Annotated in this window: 17 protein-coding genes; 13 read left to right on the forward strand and 4 right to left on the reverse strand. The window is 64.4% G+C overall.

From position 1 onward, the window contains the following. The first annotated feature begins 238 nt into the window (after window positions 1–238). On the forward strand, window positions 239–1,756 hold the full coding sequence (locus JQ572_RS27065) for a porin (protein ID WP_211385892.1): 1,518 nt from the start codon (window positions 239–241) through the stop codon (window positions 1,754–1,756). Between the two features lie 140 nt (window positions 1,757–1,896). Continuing rightward, window positions 1,897–2,169, forward strand: coding sequence for a DUF3551 domain-containing protein (locus tag JQ572_RS27070; RefSeq protein ID WP_262049380.1), 273 nt, complete (start codon window positions 1,897–1,899; stop codon window positions 2,167–2,169). Between the two features lie 73 nt (window positions 2,170–2,242). On the opposite strand, the gene JQ572_RS27075 is transcribed toward JQ572_RS27070, so the two are convergent. After that, the gene (locus JQ572_RS27075; RefSeq protein ID WP_211385894.1) at window positions 2,243–2,521 is read right to left on the reverse strand and encodes a DUF3551 domain-containing protein; all 279 of its coding nucleotides are present in this window, start codon (window positions 2,519–2,521) and stop codon (window positions 2,243–2,245) included. Window positions 2,522–2,675: 154 nt separating this feature from the next. Beyond that, a complete protein-coding gene (locus tag JQ572_RS27080; RefSeq protein ID WP_211385895.1) occupies window positions 2,676–5,093 on the reverse strand; it encodes a lytic transglycosylase domain-containing protein in 2,418 nt (805 codons plus the stop codon). Window positions 5,094–5,388: 295 nt separating this feature from the next. Here JQ572_RS27080 and dapA point away from each other — a divergent pair, with 295 nt between their 5' ends. Genes dapA through JQ572_RS27100 form a run of 4 tightly spaced genes read left to right on the forward strand, consistent with a single transcriptional unit; the run spans window position 5,389 to window position 7,867 of the window. Continuing rightward, entirely contained in the window at window positions 5,389–6,279 is an 891-nt protein-coding gene (dapA, locus tag JQ572_RS27085) for a 4-hydroxy-tetrahydrodipicolinate synthase (protein ID WP_211385896.1), read from the forward strand. Between the two features lie 55 nt (window positions 6,280–6,334). Continuing rightward, window positions 6,335–6,748: a large conductance mechanosensitive channel protein MscL gene (gene mscL, locus JQ572_RS27090; RefSeq protein WP_211386080.1), complete on the forward strand. Its 414-nt coding sequence runs from the start codon at window positions 6,335–6,337 to the stop codon at window positions 6,746–6,748. A 59-nt stretch (window positions 6,749–6,807) separates the two neighbouring features. Continuing rightward, entirely contained in the window at window positions 6,808–7,281 is a 474-nt protein-coding gene (smpB, locus tag JQ572_RS27095; RefSeq protein ID WP_211385897.1) for an SsrA-binding protein SmpB, read from the forward strand. Window positions 7,282–7,285: 4 nt separating this feature from the next. Then, on the forward strand, window positions 7,286–7,867 hold the full coding sequence (locus tag JQ572_RS27100) for a peroxiredoxin (protein ID WP_211385898.1): 582 nt from the start codon (window positions 7,286–7,288) through the stop codon (window positions 7,865–7,867). A 7-nt stretch (window positions 7,868–7,874) separates the two neighbouring features. Here JQ572_RS27100 and JQ572_RS27105 read toward each other — a convergent pair whose 3' ends face one another. Together JQ572_RS27105 and JQ572_RS27110 are read right to left on the reverse strand one after the other, a co-directional pair. After that, window positions 7,875–8,549, reverse strand: coding sequence for a uracil-DNA glycosylase (locus tag JQ572_RS27105; protein ID WP_211385899.1), 675 nt, complete (start codon window positions 8,547–8,549; stop codon window positions 7,875–7,877). Then, on the reverse strand, window positions 8,530–9,174 hold the full coding sequence (locus tag JQ572_RS27110) for a LabA-like NYN domain-containing protein (RefSeq protein ID WP_211385900.1): 645 nt from the start codon (window positions 9,172–9,174) through the stop codon (window positions 8,530–8,532). The genes JQ572_RS27105 and JQ572_RS27110 overlap by 20 nt, the downstream gene beginning before the upstream one ends. Window positions 9,175–9,503: 329 nt before the next feature. Here JQ572_RS27110 and rpoZ point away from each other — a divergent pair, with 329 nt between their 5' ends. From rpoZ to era, 7 genes are all read left to right on the forward strand, one after another. After that, entirely contained in the window at window positions 9,504–9,896 is a 393-nt protein-coding gene (gene rpoZ, locus JQ572_RS27115) for a DNA-directed RNA polymerase subunit omega (protein ID WP_008133017.1), read from the forward strand. A gap of 208 nt (window positions 9,897–10,104) precedes the next feature. Then, entirely contained in the window at window positions 10,105–12,390 is a 2,286-nt protein-coding gene (locus JQ572_RS27120) for a RelA/SpoT family protein (RefSeq protein WP_211385901.1), read from the forward strand. Window positions 12,391–12,501: 111 nt separating this feature from the next. Next, a complete protein-coding gene (locus JQ572_RS27125) occupies window positions 12,502–13,254 on the forward strand; it encodes a pyridoxine 5'-phosphate synthase (protein ID WP_211385902.1) in 753 nt (250 codons plus the stop codon). Then, complete coding sequence (gene acpS / locus JQ572_RS27130) at window positions 13,251–13,670, forward strand: holo-ACP synthase (RefSeq protein WP_211385903.1); 420 nt, start codon at window positions 13,251–13,253, stop codon at window positions 13,668–13,670. The genes JQ572_RS27125 and acpS overlap by 4 nt, the downstream gene beginning before the upstream one ends. 248 nt (window positions 13,671–13,918) lie before the next feature. Beyond that, window positions 13,919–14,683 (forward strand): signal peptidase I, encoded by a 765-nt coding sequence (gene lepB / locus JQ572_RS27135; protein WP_211385904.1) that lies wholly within the window; start codon window positions 13,919–13,921, stop codon window positions 14,681–14,683. Continuing rightward, window positions 14,680–15,516 (forward strand): ribonuclease III, encoded by an 837-nt coding sequence (gene rnc / locus JQ572_RS27140; protein ID WP_211385905.1) that lies wholly within the window; start codon window positions 14,680–14,682, stop codon window positions 15,514–15,516. Before lepB ends, rnc begins: the two co-directional genes overlap by 4 nt. Next, complete coding sequence (era, locus tag JQ572_RS27145) at window positions 15,506–16,432, forward strand: GTPase Era (protein WP_211385906.1); 927 nt, start codon at window positions 15,506–15,508, stop codon at window positions 16,430–16,432. The genes rnc and era overlap by 11 nt, the downstream gene beginning before the upstream one ends. The last annotated feature ends 17 nt before the right edge of the window (window positions 16,433–16,449 follow it).

The following is a 16,449-nucleotide window of genomic DNA, read 5'->3' on the forward strand; positions in this document are numbered from 1 at the left end:
CGAAGCGTTCTTTTGTTGTGTGTGCAGGGACGTTCGGCAATTGTGATCGGGCGACGGAGGGGGGCATCCCGAGGTCGTCCCGGTTTAGGTGGTTCGCTTAAGTCCCTCGCGTTCAGCGGGTGTGTCCGAAGGCGCGAAGCGGCTAAGCGGTGAGTTAAGGGACAAGGGAACCAACCTTAGGGTGTCATCACCCAGCGGATCCGGAACCTTCCCTATAGAGCAAACTTGGAGGTTTACCATGAAGTTTAAGAGCCTTTTGCTCGGTACGGCGGCGGGTCTGATCGCCGTTGGCGGAGCTCAGGCAGCCGATCTTCCCGTGAAGGCCAAAGCGGTCGAATACGTGAAGATCTGCTCCCTGTACGGTGCCGGATTCTACTACATGCCGGGCACTGACACCTGCATCAAGCTCGGCGGCTACGTCCGTGCGGACATGCTGGGGAACACGAACAGCGACTACGGCATCGGCCAGGGCGCTCCCGGCGGTGCGAACAACCGTTTGGACAACTACTACCAGTCCCGCGCTCGTATGGACTTCAACGTCGATACGCGTACGGCGACCGAGTATGGCGTTGTGCGCACCTACGCCGATATGATCTTCAGCTGGGATAGCCAGGCGACCACCGCCAGCAACCCGTCGGCGTTCTCGGTCGGCTCCGCGACGCTCGGCCTCTACCATGCGTTCATCCAGTTCGCTGGTTTCACCTTCGGCCGCACGGTCTCGATCTTCGACGCGCCGTGGCAGAGCTATCCGGCTGGTGGCCCCGACTTCCTCCCGGGCGGCAGCAACAACGTGACCGGTGTGAACCAGGTTGCCTACACGGCTGATTTCGGCCAGGGCATCACCGGTTCGGTGGCGTTGCAGGACATGACGACCGCCGCAGGCGGCCAGACGAACCTCTATAACGCCAGCATCACTGCTGGTGGCATCAGTGGCTTCACCTCGGCCTCGGCTGCTGGCGCCGCCATGATCCAGGGCATCTACGGCACCAACGATTGGGGTGGCACGCGTACCCCCGACATCGTCGGTCAGGTTCGCGTCGACCAGGCCTGGGGTCTTGCCCAGGTGTCGGTTGCCGCGCACGAACTGCACTCGGCCTACTACGGCACCTCGGAAACGACCGGTCACCCGGACGACAAGTGGGGCTTTGCGGTGCAGGGCGCCTTGTCGATCAAGAACATCCCGACCGGCGCGGGTGACTCGATCAACTTGCAGGCCGTCTACACCGACGGTGCATCGCGCTACAACTTCCAGAGCCTGATGCCGCAGAACATGTTCATCTACGGTGGCAGCGGCATCGCCTACCAGAGCCTCGGCTTCGTCGGTATTTCTGACGGCGTCTTCGGCACCGGTACCGGTATCGATACGGTCAAGACCTGGGGCTTCCGCGGTGGTTACACCCACAACTGGTCTCCGAACTGGGCTTCGTCGATCTATGGTGCTTATGCTTCGCTTCGCTACGGCGACACGGGCAAGGCTCTGATCTGCGCCAACTTCGTCGCCGCCTACGGCGCCGCAACTTCGACTTGCAACCCCGACTTCAACCTCGCGGTTCTCGGTGGTAACGTGGTCTGGACCCCGGTCAAGAACCTCGCCTTCACCGCCGACCTGAGCTACGTCTGGCTCGACCAGAAGTACTCGGGCACGATCACGGGTGCGGCCACGGCGAACGCCGCGGTTGCGAAGCCGGCGACCACCTACGAGCTGAAGGATCAGGGCAATCTCCAGCTGCTGCTCCGCGCTCAGCGCAACTTCTGATCAATCTTACGGTTGATCTGGAAACCCCGGCAGGCAACTGCCGGGGTTTTTCTTTGCGGGCCTTGTAGAGGCGGTCTAAAAGCGGCTCGGTGGGCTGTGCGGTATTGGAGTTTCTGCGCATGAAGGTTCTAACGGGACGGATGCTGGCCGTGACAGCGGCATCGATGGTCGCCGCGGTTACGGCACTTCTTGCGCCGGCAGCTGCTGAACCCCTGGATCCCCGTTATCCGGTCTGCCTCCAGAAATGGGAGTGGGGCGGCAGTAACAGGGTCTCCTGCAGCTATCTGTCATGGGAAGATTGCAGGGCCGCCGCAATGGGACTGTCGGCGATGTGCATGGCCAATCCATATTGGTCCCAGCCGAGTCCAGCCGGTGCGCCGCAGGGCCGGTCCGCCCCGACCAGGACGTGGTGAAAAATCATCCTCCGCGCGTGAGGCGGCGCCGGCTTTGCAGCTCCCCGGAGCTGCCCCGAGCACAACGATCAGACTACCACCTCGGGCCCTTCCACTCCTGGAAGGCGTAGGTTGGATTGAGACCGCAGGAATCGTTCGTGCCTGACGCGGTCGCCATGCACTGGCCGTAAGTAGAAAACAGGCAGTTGCCGGGGTACCCCCAACGCCGTCCTTGCAGGCAATAGCGATCCTGAATGCCGGTCGCCTGCGGCTGGGAATGGTGGCGACTCTTGCCGTAGGCCGGCGGGCCACCGCTCGGCAGAACCGACACAATCACGGCGGTGAAGATGAATGCACCGACCACGCGCAACATGACACGTCTCCAACTTTGTGAGGCTTACCAACCGGTGAGTGGGATTGCTAGTTCCAACCCTCTCTCCGCGCCGTTGACGCAGTAACGGAATCCTGCCGAGGTCTGCCGCACCGGCGCCCCGGCTCAGGAGCCGATCGGGTCCACCGACGCGCCGCTATTCCACGCTGCCGGCACCGCGGCGCAGATCGGCCTCGATCTGCAATCGCGTGCCGCCGCCGAAGCGGGCGCGGTAGACCTGAAGGTTCTCCATGATCCGCTGCACATAGTTGCGCGTCTCGGAGAACGGAATCAGCTCGACCCAATCGATCGCGTCGACCTTCGGGTCGCGCGGATCGCCGTAGCGATTGATCCACTTCTTCACGCTGCCGCGGCCGGCATTGTAGGCGGCAAAGGTCATGATGTAGGAGCCGCGATAATCCTCGAGCAGTCCGCCGAGCTCGGCCGAGCCGAGCGTGGCGTTGTAGACCGAATCGTTCTTCAGCCTTCCCAGATCGTAGGTCGCGCCGTGCCGCTTGCAGACATAGCGCGCGGCATCCGGCGTCACCTGCATCAGCCCGTAGGCCTGCGCCGGCGAGACCACACGAGGATTGAACGCGCTCTCCTGCCGCGCGATGGCGTAGACGATGCTGCGCTCGACCTCCGGGCCGATCGGCGTGAACTGCGGAATGCCGTTGATGGGGTAGGCATAGAAATCGAACGGCAGGCCGCGGTTGAGCGCCGCCTTGCCGAGCAGCAGCATGCCGCGCGCGTCGCTGTAGCGCTGGGTGAGTTCGCCGAGGCCGGCAAGCGCCTCGGGATCGCCGTTCTCGCCCATGTCGGCCAGAACGGGCACCGCCATCTCACGCTCGTCGAGCTCGTAGAGCAATTGCGCGGCGCGCACGATCTCGAGCCGCTCGGCGCCGCGGCCGCGCGGCTGGCTGTTGAGCTCGATCTGGGGCAGGCCGAGTTTTGCGCGCGCGAGCTGGCCGTAATAGCTGGTGGATTGCTCGGCTGCCCGCGCGTAGGCGTTGCGCGCCTCCTGCTGGCGGCCAGCGGCTTCCGCGGCGCGGCCCTGCCAATAGCCGGCGCGCGCCAGCGTGGTCGGATTGACGCTGCCGATCCCGATGCGGGCGAAATGCTGGGTGGCGGCCGCGGGATCGTTGAGGAAGCGCAGCGCGATCCAGCCCGCGGTAAACTCCTGCTCGGTCTTGTAGATGTCGCGCGAGGGCAGTGCGGCGTCGCGCGCGATCAGATAGGCGCTGCGGAATTCCTCGGTGTCGATCATCTTGCGTGCCAGCAGGCGCCGCTCGATCCACCATTCGTCGAGGTTGTAGAGCCGGTTCGGATCCTTTGGCGCCGAAAGCATGAGCTGCGCGGCTTCGGAGAACTTCTCCTCGCGGCGCAACAGCTGGATCTTGCTGAAGATGAAGCCGGCGTCGCCGTGCAGCTCGTGCGGCACGGCATCGAGCAGCGCACGCGCGTTCGGTGCCTTCTTGAGGGAGGCGATGCGGGCCTTGGCGAGTGCGACATAGCCGGCGCCGAGGCGCTTTGCAGCACGCAATGCGGCCTCGGTCTCGCTGCCGTACAGCAGCGTGTCCATGCGCGCCTTCTGATCGCCCGGTGTCAGCAGCGCGCCGAACTGGTCGAGTGCGTTGTTCTCGGTGTCTTCCGACATCGGATCGCTGCGCCAGGCCTCGCGCACCAGCCGTTCGGCATTGGCGCGATCGCCGCGCGCCAGCATCGCCTTGGCGAGCGTGAAGCGGCCCTTGGCCGACACGGGGGATTCGTTCTCGAACCATGACCACGCGACTGCATCGTCGCGCCTGTCGTCCCACATCGCGGCCTCGAGGCGCCGACGCAGGAAGGTTTGCGACGGCCAGCTCGGATTGGCGGACAGGAAGGCGCGATAGCGCTCCACCGTGGCGCCATTGTCCTCGCTGCGCAGGATGATCCATTCCGCGAGTTTTCGCGCGACGGGATCCGAGATCGTGTCCGCGGCATTGGTGGCGTCACCCGACTTGCGCTTGCGCACGAGTTCGATGACGGTCTCCAGCGTGTCCTTGTCGGCCTGTGACGTCGAGGAGGTCGCGGCAACCGCGGCCGGCGTGATCGGCTTGCGAGGCGCCGCGTGCTGTCGGGTCGCAGGAGCCAGCACGGGAGCCGCAAGCGGTTTGGCCGCGGCCGGGGCGGTCGGCCTGACGGTGGCCGTCATGGCCGGCGCGGGTGCGGTCCTCGGGACCGGGCCGCTGGCGGTCGGGTGTGATTTTGGCGCGGGGGCCGCTGCCGCAGACTTGGGCTTGTTCTTTGCGGGGTCCTTGCCGGCGTCCCGCGCAGGCTTCTTCGCGGCATCCTTCGCCGCGGCGGGAGTTGCCCCCTTGCTTGCTCCCTTCGCTGTTTCTTTGGCGGGGCCAGTTCCCTTATTGGTCCCCTTGGCCGATTCCTTGGCCTGTCCTTTGGCGGGTCCCTTCGTGGTGTCCTTGGCGGCTGGCTTGGCGGCAGGCTTCGCGGTTTCCTTAGGTGGTTCCTTGGAGGTTTCCGCGCTTGTCTCATTGGACTTGGCCCAGGCGGCGCAGCCGAGCGACAGCCCTGCCATCAGGCACACGAGCAAACCCAGGGATCGCCATGCGGCGCGCGGAAAGGAGGTCACGGCGTTTCGTCGCCCCGAATCAGTCAGCTGGCTCAAAACCTGCTTGTACAAGATCTGGCTGTATTTGATTGAATATGCGGACAAAATACCAACAGCCGCTTACCTTTGCCGGGTTTGCACCACCACCGCGGCAAAATCGCGGCCTAAACGGTGCGTCACGCGGAAGCGGGCCTTTTACCCGCGGGATAGACCCGATATGAATGCGGCTTGCTCTCAAGATTGCCGCGTACGGAGGAAGTCCATGGCAGCCAAGACGAAATTCCGGGGATCGTTCACCGCCTTGGTCACGCCGTTCAAGAACGGCTCGCTGGACGAGGCGGCGTTTCGCTCCCTGGTCAACTGGCAGATTTCAGAGGGCACCAACGGCCTGGTCCCCGTCGGCACCACCGGCGAGAGCCCGACGCTGAGCCATGACGAGCACAAGAAGGTCGTCGAATGGTGCATCGAGGAAGCGAAGGGGCGCGTGCCTGTCGTCGCCGGCGCCGGCTCCAACTCGACCAAGGAGGCGATCGAGCTCGCTCAGCACGCCGAAAAGGCGGGCGCGAACGCGGTGCTGGTGGTGACGCCCTACTACAACAAGCCGACCCAGGAAGGGATGTACCAGCACTTCAAGGCGATCAACGACGCGATCGGGATTCCGATCATCATCTACAACATCCCGCCGCGCTCGGTGATCGACATGTCGGTCGACACCATGAAGCGGCTGTGGGAGTTGAAGAACATCGCCGGCGTCAAGGACGCCACCGCCAGTATGGTCCGTGTCTCGCAGCAGCGCGCAGCGATGGGCGAGGACTTCAACCAGCTCTCGGGCGAGGATGCCACCATCCTCGGTTACATGGCCCATGGCGGCCATGGCTGTATCTCGGTGACGTCGAACGTCGCGCCGCGCCTGTGCTCGGAGTTCCAGGCCGCCTGGGCGAAGGGCGATCATGCCACCGCCTTGAAGCTGCACGACAAGCTGATGCCGCTGCACAACAACCTTTTCATCGAGAGCAATCCGGCGCCGATCAAGTATGCGCTGTCGCTGCTCGGCAAGCTGGACGAGACGCTGCGGCTGCCGATGGTTCCGGTAACCGAGCCGACGCGCGTTGCCGTGCGCAGTGCGATGGTGCACGCTGGCCTGATCAACTGATGCATCGGCTACCGGGGAGCTTGTCATGAGCGCAGTCGACGAAAAGGGCAGGCGGATGCTCACGGAGTTCCGCGAGTTCGCCATGAAGGGCAACGTCGTCGACCTCGCGGTCGGCGTCATCATCGGCGCGGCCTTCGGCGCTATCGTCACGTCGCTGGTCGGTGACATCATCATGCCGATCATCGGCGCCGCGACCGGCGGCCTCGACTTCTCGAACTACTTTGCCCCCTTGTCGAAGGCGGTCACCGCCACCAACCTGGCGGATGCGAAAAAGCAAGGCGCAGTGCTTGCTTACGGCAGCTTCCTTACGCTGACGATCAACTTCATCATCGTCGCCTTCGTGCTGTTCCTGGTGATCCGCGCCATGAACACATTGAAGCGCAAGGAAGAGAGCGCGCCAGCCGCGCCGCCAAAACCGTCGGCGGAGGTCGAACTGCTAACCGAGATCCGCGATCTCCTCAAGAAGTGACGCGCGCGCTTCATCCAAACTGCTAGCTTACGCGCGCAACGCGATCAGGTTTTTCGACCATGGCCGATAAGAACGAACGTCCTATCAAGGTCATGGCGGAAAATCGCAAGGCCCGCTTCAACTATGCCATCGAGGATACGATCGAGGCCGGCATTGCGCTCACCGGCACCGAGGTCAAGTCGATCCGCAGCGGCAAGAGCACGATCGCGGAATCCTACGCCGATTCCAAGGACGGCGAGATCTGGCTGATCAACGCCACCATTCCCGAATATCTCCAGGGCAATCGCTTCAATCACGAGCCGAAACGGCCGCGAAAACTGCTGCTGCACCGCAAGCAGATCAACAAGCTGATGGGCGCGGTGGACCGCGAGGGCATGACGCTGATCCCGCTCAAGCTCTACTTCAATGAGCGAGGTCGCGCCAAGTTGCAGCTCGCGGTGGCAAAGGGCAAGAAGCTGCACGACAAGCGCGAGACCGAGAAGAAGCGCGACTGGAGTCGGGAGAAGGGGCGCCTGATGCGGGCGAGGGGCTAGCGAGATGACCCAGAGAAACCTGCTCGAGGTCGATTGGACCCAGATTCCCGCCCCCGCGGACGACGGCGGCGCCTCGCACCTGAAAGGCATGACGCTGCCGGCGATCAGCCTGCTCGCCACGGACGACACGTCGGTCGCGCTGTCGGCGCTGCGTGGCCGGACCGTGGTGTTCGCCTATCCCCGCACCGGCGAGCCCGGCAAGATTGCACTGGTCGACGACTGGGACATGATTCCCGGCGCGCGCGGGTGCACCCCGCAGACTTGCGCGTTCCGCGATCTTTTCGCCGAGCTGAAGGCGGCCGGCGCCTCCCACGTGTTCGGCCTATCGACCCAGAGCAACGCGTACCAGACCGAGATGGCCTCGCGGCTGCATTTGCCGTTCCCGGTGCTGTCGGACGAGAAGCTGGCGTTCACGCGTGCCCTCAATTTACCGACCATGGCGGTCGCAGGCCTGACGCTGATCAAGCGCCTCGCGCTGATCATCGACGATGCCAAGGTCACCCATGTGTTCTATCCGGTGTTTCCGCCCGATCGGAACGCCGGCGACGTGCTGGACTGGCTGAAGGCCAATCCCGCCAAGGCCTAGCCCAAAACTAGTCGAGCTCGGCCTTCACCTTCGCGAAGACGGAGCGGAACATGTCCGCCGTCAGCACCCCGGTATTGGTGTTGTAGCGAGAGCAGTGATAGCTGTCGTAGAGCCTGAACGCGCCGGCCTGATGCACAGCGCCGTGGCTGAACGGGGCTTGCGAGCCCTTCAGATTCAGCGGCTTGAGCACGGTATCGTGCGCAATCCGCCCGAGCGCGACGATCGCGCGCAGGTTCGGCATCGTCGCGAGATTCGCCGCGAGAAACTGGCGGCAGGTGTTGATCTCGGCGGGCAGCGGCTTGTTCTGCGGCGGAACGCAATGCACCGCGTTGGCGATCCGGCAGTCGACCAGCTTCAGCCCGTCATCGGGCCGCGCCTGATATTTGCCCTTGGCGAAACCGTATTCGAGCAGCGTGGCGTAGAGCAGGTCACCGGCATAGTCGCCGGTGAAGGGACGGCCGGTGCGGTTGGCGCCCTGCATCCCCGGCGCGAGGCCGACGATCAGGAGGCGCGCCTTGATGTCGCCGAAAGGCGCAACCGGCGCATTGTGCCACAACGGCTCGCGCGCGCGGTTCGCCTCGCGAAAGGCGACCAGGCGCGGGCAGAGCGGACAATCGCGGTCGGGGACGACGGTGAGAGGCTGGCGGCTTGACCGAGCCGCCTCACTCCTCGAAGTCGTCATCGCCCCTCGGCGCCATGGTGGTCGCGCGCTGGAGGAACTGCGGGGCGTGGTGGCGCGCCTCGCGTTCGCCGCGGTCACGCGGGGCAGGGCGTTCGGACGGGTCGCGGCCGAGCTTGGACTGAAGCTCCACGAGGTCGGTGAAGACGTCGGCCTGACGGCGCAGCTCGTCGGCGATCATCGGCGGCTGGCTGGCGATCGTGGAAATCACGGTGACCCGCACGCCGCGGCGCTGAACGGCCTCGACCAGGGAGCGGAAGTCGCCGTCACCCGAGAACAGCACCATCTGGTCGATGTGCTCGGCGAGCTCCATGGCGTCCACGGCGAGCTCGATGTCCATGTTGCCCTTCACCTTGCGGCGACCGGAGGCGTCGATGAACTCCTTGGTCGCCTTGGTGACCACGGTGTAGCCGTTGTAGTCGAGCCAGTCGATCAGGGGGCGGATCGAGGAGTATTCCTGATCCTCGATGATGGCGGTGTAGTAGAACGCCCGAAGCAGCGTCCCGCGGCTCTGAAACTCCTTCAGCAGGCGCTTGTAGTCGATGTCGAAGCCGAGAGTTTTCGCCGTCGCGTAGAGATTGGCTCCATCGATGAAGAGCGCGATCTTGTCGGTGGTGGAAGGTGACATTCAGTTTGCTCGCGTAGAGTTCGTGATTGATCGTTTATTGTTGGCGCGGCGGCCGCAGGCCGCGCACTTCTAAAGTCCCGCCGAAACCCGTCGAAACCGCAAATCCGGAGAAGTCGGGGCAATCAAGGTATAGTTATGGCGGACTTGCATACACCCGGGGCCGCCCTCGATGGCAGCCCGGGAAACCACCCATCCCAGCCCTAATGTGGAGGTATCAGAGCCGTTTGGCGAGGCCAAATCACAAATTGGCCTTGCGAAACCATCCCGGCCCCTATAACTAGCCCCAATCATCCACATATTTCGTCCCACCCACAACGGAGCGACAGTCCATGGCTCGCGTCACCGTAGAAGATTGTATCGACAAGGTCGACAACAGGTTTGACCTGGTCCTGCTGGCCGCCCACCGTGCCCGCATGATTTCGTCTGGTTCACAACTAACGGTTGACCGCGATAACGACAAGAACCCTGTTGTGTCTTTGCGTGAAATTGCCGACACGACCATTTCGCCGGAGGATCTCCGCGAGGAGCTGGTGCATTCGCTCCAGAAGTTCGTCGAGGTCGACGAGCCCGAGCCGGACACTGTGCCGCTGATCGGCTCCGCGGGTGCGAGCGTGGATGCGGATGATACCGAAGTTGCCGTTGAGCGCATGACGGAAGAGGAGCTCCTGAAGGGTCTCGAAGGCCTCGCGCCGCCCGAGGAGCAGCCCGAGGAGGACGAGTAAATCGTCCCGTCGCGATCGTCGACTTCTTGTGATCTTATCAAGGGCCCGAACCGTTGTTCGGGCCTTTGCTTTTGTTGGCGTTTTCGTGGTTACCATAGCGTTGTCGGTTCGCGCCTCGCCCTGTCACTGATTTGATCGGACACGCGCGCGATCGGAGCTAAGATGTATACAACGGGCGGTCTCGTGGCCCGTTTGAAGGCAGGACGGCATGGTATATCGGCGCCGCACACCATCGCAGATGCAGGCCGCAACCGAATCGGTTGCCGTGGCCCCGACTGCGCCGGTGGCGCGCCCGGCAAAGCCCCGCGCGCGCATGATGCGTCAATACGACCTCGTCGAGCGCGTCAGGTCCTACAATCCCAACACCAACGAAGACCTGCTGAACCGCGCCTATGTCTACGCCATGAAGGCGCATGGCTCGCAGACGCGCGCCTCGGGCGACCCGTATTTCTCCCACCCGCTCGAAGTGGCGGCGATTCTCACCGACTTGAAGCTCGACGATGCCACCATCGTGGCTGCGCTGCTGCACGACACGATCGAGGACACCGAAGCGACGCGGGCCGAGATCGACCAGATCTTCGGGCCCGAGATCGGCGCCCTGGTCGAGGGCCTGACCAAGCTGAAGCGACTGGAGCTGGTGTCGCGGGAGGCCAAGCAGGCCGAGAATCTTCGCAAATTGTTGCTGGCCATTGCCGACGACGTCCGCGTGCTTCTGGTGAAGCTCGCCGACCGCCTGCACAACATGCGCACGCTGGACTTCGTGCCGACGGAATCGCGACGGCGCATCGCCGAGGAGACGCTCGACATCTATGCGCCGCTGGCGGGGCGCATGGGCATGCAGGAGATGCGCGAGGAGCTGGAGGACCTGTCCTTCCGCACGCTCGATCCCGAAGCCTATTCGGTGGTGATGCAGCGGCTCGACGCGCTCGCCGAGCGCAACCGCAACCTGATCGGGGAAATCGAGGACCAGCTCTCCAACAATCTGCGCCACCGGGGCCTCGGGGCGCGGGTCTATGGCCGCCGCAAGAAACCATTCTCGATCTGGACCAAGATGGAGCGCAAGTCGGTCGGCTTCGAGCAATTGTCCGACATCTTCGGCTTCCGCGTCGTCGTCAACGACATCGAGGCCTGCTATCGTGCGCTCGGCATCGTCCACACCACCTGGCCGGTCGTGCCGGGACGCTTCAAGGACTACATCTCGACGCCGAAGCAGAACGACTATCGCTCGATCCACACCACGGTGATCGGTCCGGGCAACCAGCGCGTCGAGCTCCAGATCCGCACCGAGGCGATGGACCAGATCGCCGAGCGCGGCATCGCCGCGCATGTCTTCTACAAGGAAGGCGTGGGCTCGCCGACCGAATTCCTCAAGCGCGAGTCCAATGCGTTTGCCTGGCTGCGCCACACCATCGGCATTCTCTCCGAGAGTGCGAACCCCGAGGAATTCCTCGAGCACACCAAGCTCGAGCTGTTCCACGACCAGGTGTTCTGCTTCACCCCGAAGGGCAAGCTGATCGCGCTGCCGCGCCATGCCAACGTAATCGACTTCGCCTATGCCGTGCATACCGACGTCGGCAACAGCGCGGTGGGCTGCAAGATCAACGGCAAGTTCGCACCGCTGTCCTCGGAGCTCCAGAACGGCGACGAGGTCGAGGTGCTGACCTCGGAGGCGCAATCGGCGCCGCCGTCGGCCTGGGAAACGCTGGCGGTCACCGGCAAGGCGCGCGCCGCGATCCGCCGCGCCACGCGCACGGCCGTGCGCGATCAATATGTCGGCCTCGGCCGGCGCATCGTCGAGCGCCTGTTCGAGCGCGCCAAGATCGAATACGCCGACGACAAGCTCAAGGGCGCGCTGCCGCGGCTCGCCCGGACCTCGATCGAGGACGTCATGGCGGCCGTGGGGCGCGGCGAGATCAAGGCCTCCCACGTCGCGCGCGCAATGTATCCCGATTACAAGGAAGAGCGCATCGCGCGCTACGGCATCAAGAAGGGGCTCGCCGCCAAGCTCAAGGAAAAGTCGTCCGAGCCGCCCCGCAGTCCGGTCGCGATCCCGATCCGCGGCATCAATTCCGACCTGCCGGTGAAGTTCGCGCCGAACGGCGGCGCCGTGCCCGGCGACCGCATCGTCGGCATCGTGACGCCGGGCGAGGGCATCACCATCTACCCGATCCAGGCGCCGGCCCTGAAGGATTTCGAGGAGGAGCCTGAGCGCTGGCTCGACGTGCGCTGGGACATCGAGGACTCCGCGCCGCAGCGTTTCCCCGCCCGCATCAAGGTCGAGAACGTCAACGAGCCCGGCGCGCTGGCGCAGATCGCGACCGTGATCGCCGAGCACGACGGCAACATCGACAACATCAGCATGCAGCGCCGCTCACCGGACTTCACGGAGACGACGATCGATCTCGAAGTCTACGATCTCAAGCATTTGAGCGCGATCCTGGCCCAACTGCGTGCGAAGGCGGTCGTCGCCCGCGTCGAACGTGTTAATGGATGAGGCTCGTCGTTGCCGGGCTTGACCCGGCAACCCGTCTCTTCGAAGAGGATGGATGCGCGGGTCGAGCCCGCGCATGACAAGTTGAGAAATGTCACCGTCGTGAGTCCTGAAATGCCTGCACCTCCGCTCCGCCTCGGCGTCAATGTCGACCATGTCGCGACCCTGCGCAACGCGCGCGCCGGCCGCAATCCCGATCCGGTGCGCGCGGCGCTGCTGGCGATCGAGGCCGGCGCCGACGGCATCACGGCCCATTTGCGCGAAGATCGCCGGCACATCCGCGACGAGGACATGGCGCGGCTGAAGGCCGGGATCGCCAAGCCGCTCAATTTCGAGATGGCGGCGACCGACGACATGATGCGCATCTCGCTCGCCACCAAGCCGCACGCCGTGTGCCTGGTGCCGGAGCGCAGGCAGGAGGTGACGACCGAAGGCGGGCTCGATGTGGTCGGCCAGCACAATGCGCTGGCGCCCTATATCGCGCGGCTGAACGATGCCGGCATCCGCGTCTCGCTGTTCATCGCCGCCGATCCCGCCCAGATCGAGATGGCGGCGCGGCTGCGCGCGCCCGTGATCGAGATCCACACCGGCGCCTGGTGCGACGCCGTGGTCGACGGCCACAGCGACAAGGCAGATGTGGAGTGGAAGCGGATCGTGGCGGGCGTGAAGCTGGCGAAGGCCGCCGGGCTGGAAGTGCACGCTGGGCACGGGCTCGACTACGCGACGGCGGAGACCATCGCGGCACTGCCGGAGATCATGGAGCTCAACATCGGCTACTACATGATCGGCGAAGCGTTGTTCGTCGGTCTCGCCGAAACGGTGCGCAGCATGCGCGCGGCGATGGACCGCGGCCGGAGCCGGGCATGATCATCGGCATCGGTTCTGATCTCATCGATATCACGCGCGTCGCCAAGGTGATGGAGCGCCATGGCGAGCGCTTCCTCGATCGCATCTTCACCGCCGCCGAGCGGGCCAAGGCGGAGCGGCGCGCCAAGAACGAGAAGATGGTCGTGGCGACCTACGCCAAGCGCTTCGCAGCCAAGGAGGCCTGCTCCAAGGCGCTCGGCACCGGCATAAGGCGCGGCGTGTGGTGGCGCGACATGGGGGTGGTCAACCTCCCGGGAGGACGGCCGACCATGCAATTGACGGGCGGAGCGCTGGCCCGGCTCCAGGCCCTGACGCCGGAGGGGTTCGAGCCCCGGATCGACCTGTCGATCACCGACGACTGGCCGTTGGCCCAGGCGTTCGTCGTCATTTCGGCCGTTCCGCAGGCCAAACCCTGACGGTTTCTGAATATTTTATAATTCTCGTTATACATCAGTCGCTTACGCGCTTTTGATGTGTTCATCGATTGCGTGGCCTCCGACAACCGTCTAAAAGTCCGCGGACGCAAATCAGGCTGGGCGAATTCGGCTTTACGCCGGAATTGGCCCTCATTATCAGAATCAGGACAATCTCCTTGGGCCGCGAACCGATGGGCTGTTCGCGGGAGGAGGGCGCTCTATGACCGCCGGCCGGAATTGAGAGAGCAATGAGCGTGACTTCGGGAACAAAAACTGAAAGCGGCGTCGGCGAAACGATCCGGGTCGTGATCCACGCTCTCCTGATCGCGCTGGTGATCCGCACCTTCCTGTTTCAGCCCTTCAACATCCCATCCGGCTCGATGAAGGCGACGCTGCTGGTCGGCGACTATCTGTTCGTCTCGAAATATTCCTACGGCTACAGCCACTACTCGATCCCGTTCTCGCCGCCGCTGTTCTCGGGGCGGATCTGGGGCTCGGACCCGAACCGCGGCGACATCGTCGTGTTTCGCCTGCCGAAGGACGATTCCACCGACTACATCAAGCGCGTGATCGGGCTTCCCGGCGACCGCATCCAGATGCGGGACGGGCTGCTCTACATCAACGACACGCCGGTCGAGCGGCAGCGCATGAGCGAGTTTGTCGGCGAGGATCCCTGCGGCGCCGAAGGCGGCGGCGTCTCCCGGGTGAAGCGCTGGAAGGAGACGCTGCCGAACGGCGTGTCCTATGAGACGCTGGACTGCGCCGACAATGGCTATGTGGACAACACCAACGTCTACACCGTGCCGACCGGCCACTTCTTCATGATGGGCGACAACCGCGACAACTCCACCGACAGCCGCTTCCTCGGCCAGGTCGGCTACGTGCCGCAGGAGAATCTGATCGGGCGGGCCCAGATGATCTTCTTCTCCATCGCCGAAGGCGAGCATGCCTGGATGTTCTGGCGCTGGCCGTGGGCGGTGCGCTGGAACCGCTTCTTCAAAATCGTCCGATGAAAGACGAGGCCAAGGACATCGCGACCCAACCGACCGAGGCGCAAGCGGGCCCGGACGGCGAAGCTGCGACCAAGGCACTTGCGACCAAGATGCCCGCGAAGAAGAAGCGGGCGCGGAGCAGCAAGGCCAAGGCCACGGACGCGAACGCGGCGCTCGAGGCGCGCATCGGCCACAGCTTTGCCGATCCGAATCTCCTGATGCAGGCGATCACGCATGTCTCGGCCCTGAAGTCCGGGCGAAAGCGCGGCGACAGCTACCAGCGGCTGGAATTTCTCGGCGACCATGTGCTCGGGCTGGTCGTCTCCGACATGCTCTATCACGCCTTCCCGAACGCGGACGAAGGCGAGTTGTCCAAGCGACTTGCCGAACTTGTGCGCAAGGAAAGCTGCGCCGACGTTGCCAAGTCGCTCGGTCTGCTCGACGACGTCAAGCTCGGTTCGGTCGGGCCCAGCGCCGATGCGCGCCTGCGCAAGAGCGTGCTCGGCGACATCTGCGAAGCCGTGATCGGCGCCGTCTTCCTCGATGGCGGCTACGAGGCGGCGTCCGAATTCGTCAAGCGCAATTGGACCGAGCGCATGCACAAGCCGCGCCGTCCCTTGCGCGATCCCAAGACCGTGCTGCAGGAATGGGCGCAGGGCAAGGGGCTGCCGACGCCGGTCTACCGCGAGGTCGAGCGCACCGGCCCGCATCACGATCCGCAATTCCGCGTCGCCGTCGACCTGCCGGGTCTCGCTCCGGCTGAAGGCATCGGCGGCAGCAAGCGCGCGGCAGAGAAGGTGGCAGCTTCGGTGATGATCGAACGCGAAGGCGTCGGCGGCAGCAATGACGGTTGAAGCAAGCGGCGAGGCGCCCACTGCGACGCGCTGCGGCTTCGTCGCGCTGATCGGCGCGCCGAACGTCGGCAAATCCACGCTTGTCAACGCGCTTGTCGGGGCCAAGGTCACGATCGTCTCGCGCAAGGTGCAGACCACGCGCGCGCTGATCCGCGGCATCGTGATCGAGAACAACGCGCAGATCATCCTGGTCGACACGCCCGGCATCTTCCTGCCCAAGCGCCGGCTCGACCGCGCCATGGTCTCGACCGCCTGGAGCGGGGCCCATGACGCCGACCTCGTCTGCGTGCTGCTGGATGCCAAGGCCGGCATCGACGAGGAGGCCGAGGCGATCCTCACCAAGGCGGCGAGCGTCAAGCACGAGAAGATCCTGGTCATCAACAAGGTCGACCTGGTCCAGCGCGAAAAGCTGCTGGCGCTGGCGCAGGCCGCCAACGAGCGCATGCCGTTCGTGAAAACCTTCATGATTGCGGCGATCTCGGGCGACGGCGTCGACGATCTCAGGCATACGCTCGCCGAGATGGTGCCGCCGGGCCCGTTCCTCTACCCCGAGGACCAGATGTCGGACGCGCCGATGCGGCAGCTTGCGGCCGAGATCACGCGCGAAAAGATCTATCGCAAGCTGCACCAGGAATTGCCCTACCAATCCACCGTCGAGACCGACAAGTGGGAGGAGCGCAAGGACAAATCGGTGCGCATCGAGCAGACGATCTTCGTCGAGCGCGAGAGCCAGCGCAAGATCGTGCTCGGCGCGGGCGGCGCCACCATCAAGTCGATCGGCGCGGACTCGCGCAAGGAGATCGGCGAGATCCTGGGCGTGCCGGTGCATCTGTTCCTGTTCGTCAAGGTCCGCGAGAACTGGGGCGACGATCCCGATCGCTACCGCGAGATGGGCCTGGAATTTCCCAAAGAATAACCAAGAAAAGATCGGTA

This window comes from Bradyrhizobium sp. SZCCT0153 (assembly GCF_018129995.1).
Classification (GTDB): Bacteria; Pseudomonadota; Alphaproteobacteria; order Rhizobiales; family Xanthobacteraceae; genus Bradyrhizobium; species Bradyrhizobium japonicum_G.

What these genes read in the sequence shown, in the direction of transcription:
- JQ572_RS27065 (WP_211385892.1), top strand. Translation starts at nt 239, where the DNA reads ATGAAGTTTAAGAGCCTTTTGCTCGGTACGGCGGCGGGTCTGATCGCC.
- JQ572_RS27070 (WP_262049380.1), top strand. Translation starts at nt 1,897, where the DNA reads ATGCTGGCCGTGACAGCGGCATCGATGGTCGCCGCGGTTACGGCACTT.
- JQ572_RS27075 (WP_211385894.1), bottom strand. Translation starts at nt 2,521, where the DNA reads ATGTTGCGCGTGGTCGGTGCATTCATCTTCACCGCCGTGATTGTGTCG.
- JQ572_RS27080 (WP_211385895.1), bottom strand. Translation starts at nt 5,093, where the DNA reads ATGGCAGGGCTGTCGCTCGGCTGCGCCGCCTGGGCCAAGTCCAATGAG.
- dapA (WP_211385896.1), top strand. Translation starts at nt 5,389, where the DNA reads ATGGCAGCCAAGACGAAATTCCGGGGATCGTTCACCGCCTTGGTCACG.
- mscL (WP_211386080.1), top strand. Translation starts at nt 6,335, where the DNA reads ATGCTCACGGAGTTCCGCGAGTTCGCCATGAAGGGCAACGTCGTCGAC.
- smpB (WP_211385897.1), top strand. Translation starts at nt 6,808, where the DNA reads ATGGCCGATAAGAACGAACGTCCTATCAAGGTCATGGCGGAAAATCGC.
- JQ572_RS27100 (WP_211385898.1), top strand. Translation starts at nt 7,286, where the DNA reads ATGACCCAGAGAAACCTGCTCGAGGTCGATTGGACCCAGATTCCCGCC.
- JQ572_RS27105 (WP_211385899.1), bottom strand. Translation starts at nt 8,549, where the DNA reads ATGACGACTTCGAGGAGTGAGGCGGCTCGGTCAAGCCGCCAGCCTCTC.
- JQ572_RS27110 (WP_211385900.1), bottom strand. Translation starts at nt 9,174, where the DNA reads ATGTCACCTTCCACCACCGACAAGATCGCGCTCTTCATCGATGGAGCC.
- rpoZ (WP_008133017.1), top strand. Translation starts at nt 9,504, where the DNA reads ATGGCTCGCGTCACCGTAGAAGATTGTATCGACAAGGTCGACAACAGG.
- JQ572_RS27120 (WP_211385901.1), top strand. Translation starts at nt 10,105, where the DNA reads ATGGTATATCGGCGCCGCACACCATCGCAGATGCAGGCCGCAACCGAA.
- JQ572_RS27125 (WP_211385902.1), top strand. Translation starts at nt 12,502, where the DNA reads ATGCCTGCACCTCCGCTCCGCCTCGGCGTCAATGTCGACCATGTCGCG.
- acpS (WP_211385903.1), top strand. Translation starts at nt 13,251, where the DNA reads ATGATCATCGGCATCGGTTCTGATCTCATCGATATCACGCGCGTCGCC.
- lepB (WP_211385904.1), top strand. Translation starts at nt 13,919, where the DNA reads ATGAGCGTGACTTCGGGAACAAAAACTGAAAGCGGCGTCGGCGAAACG.
- rnc (WP_211385905.1), top strand. Translation starts at nt 14,680, where the DNA reads ATGAAAGACGAGGCCAAGGACATCGCGACCCAACCGACCGAGGCGCAA.
- era (WP_211385906.1), top strand. Translation starts at nt 15,506, where the DNA reads ATGACGGTTGAAGCAAGCGGCGAGGCGCCCACTGCGACGCGCTGCGGC.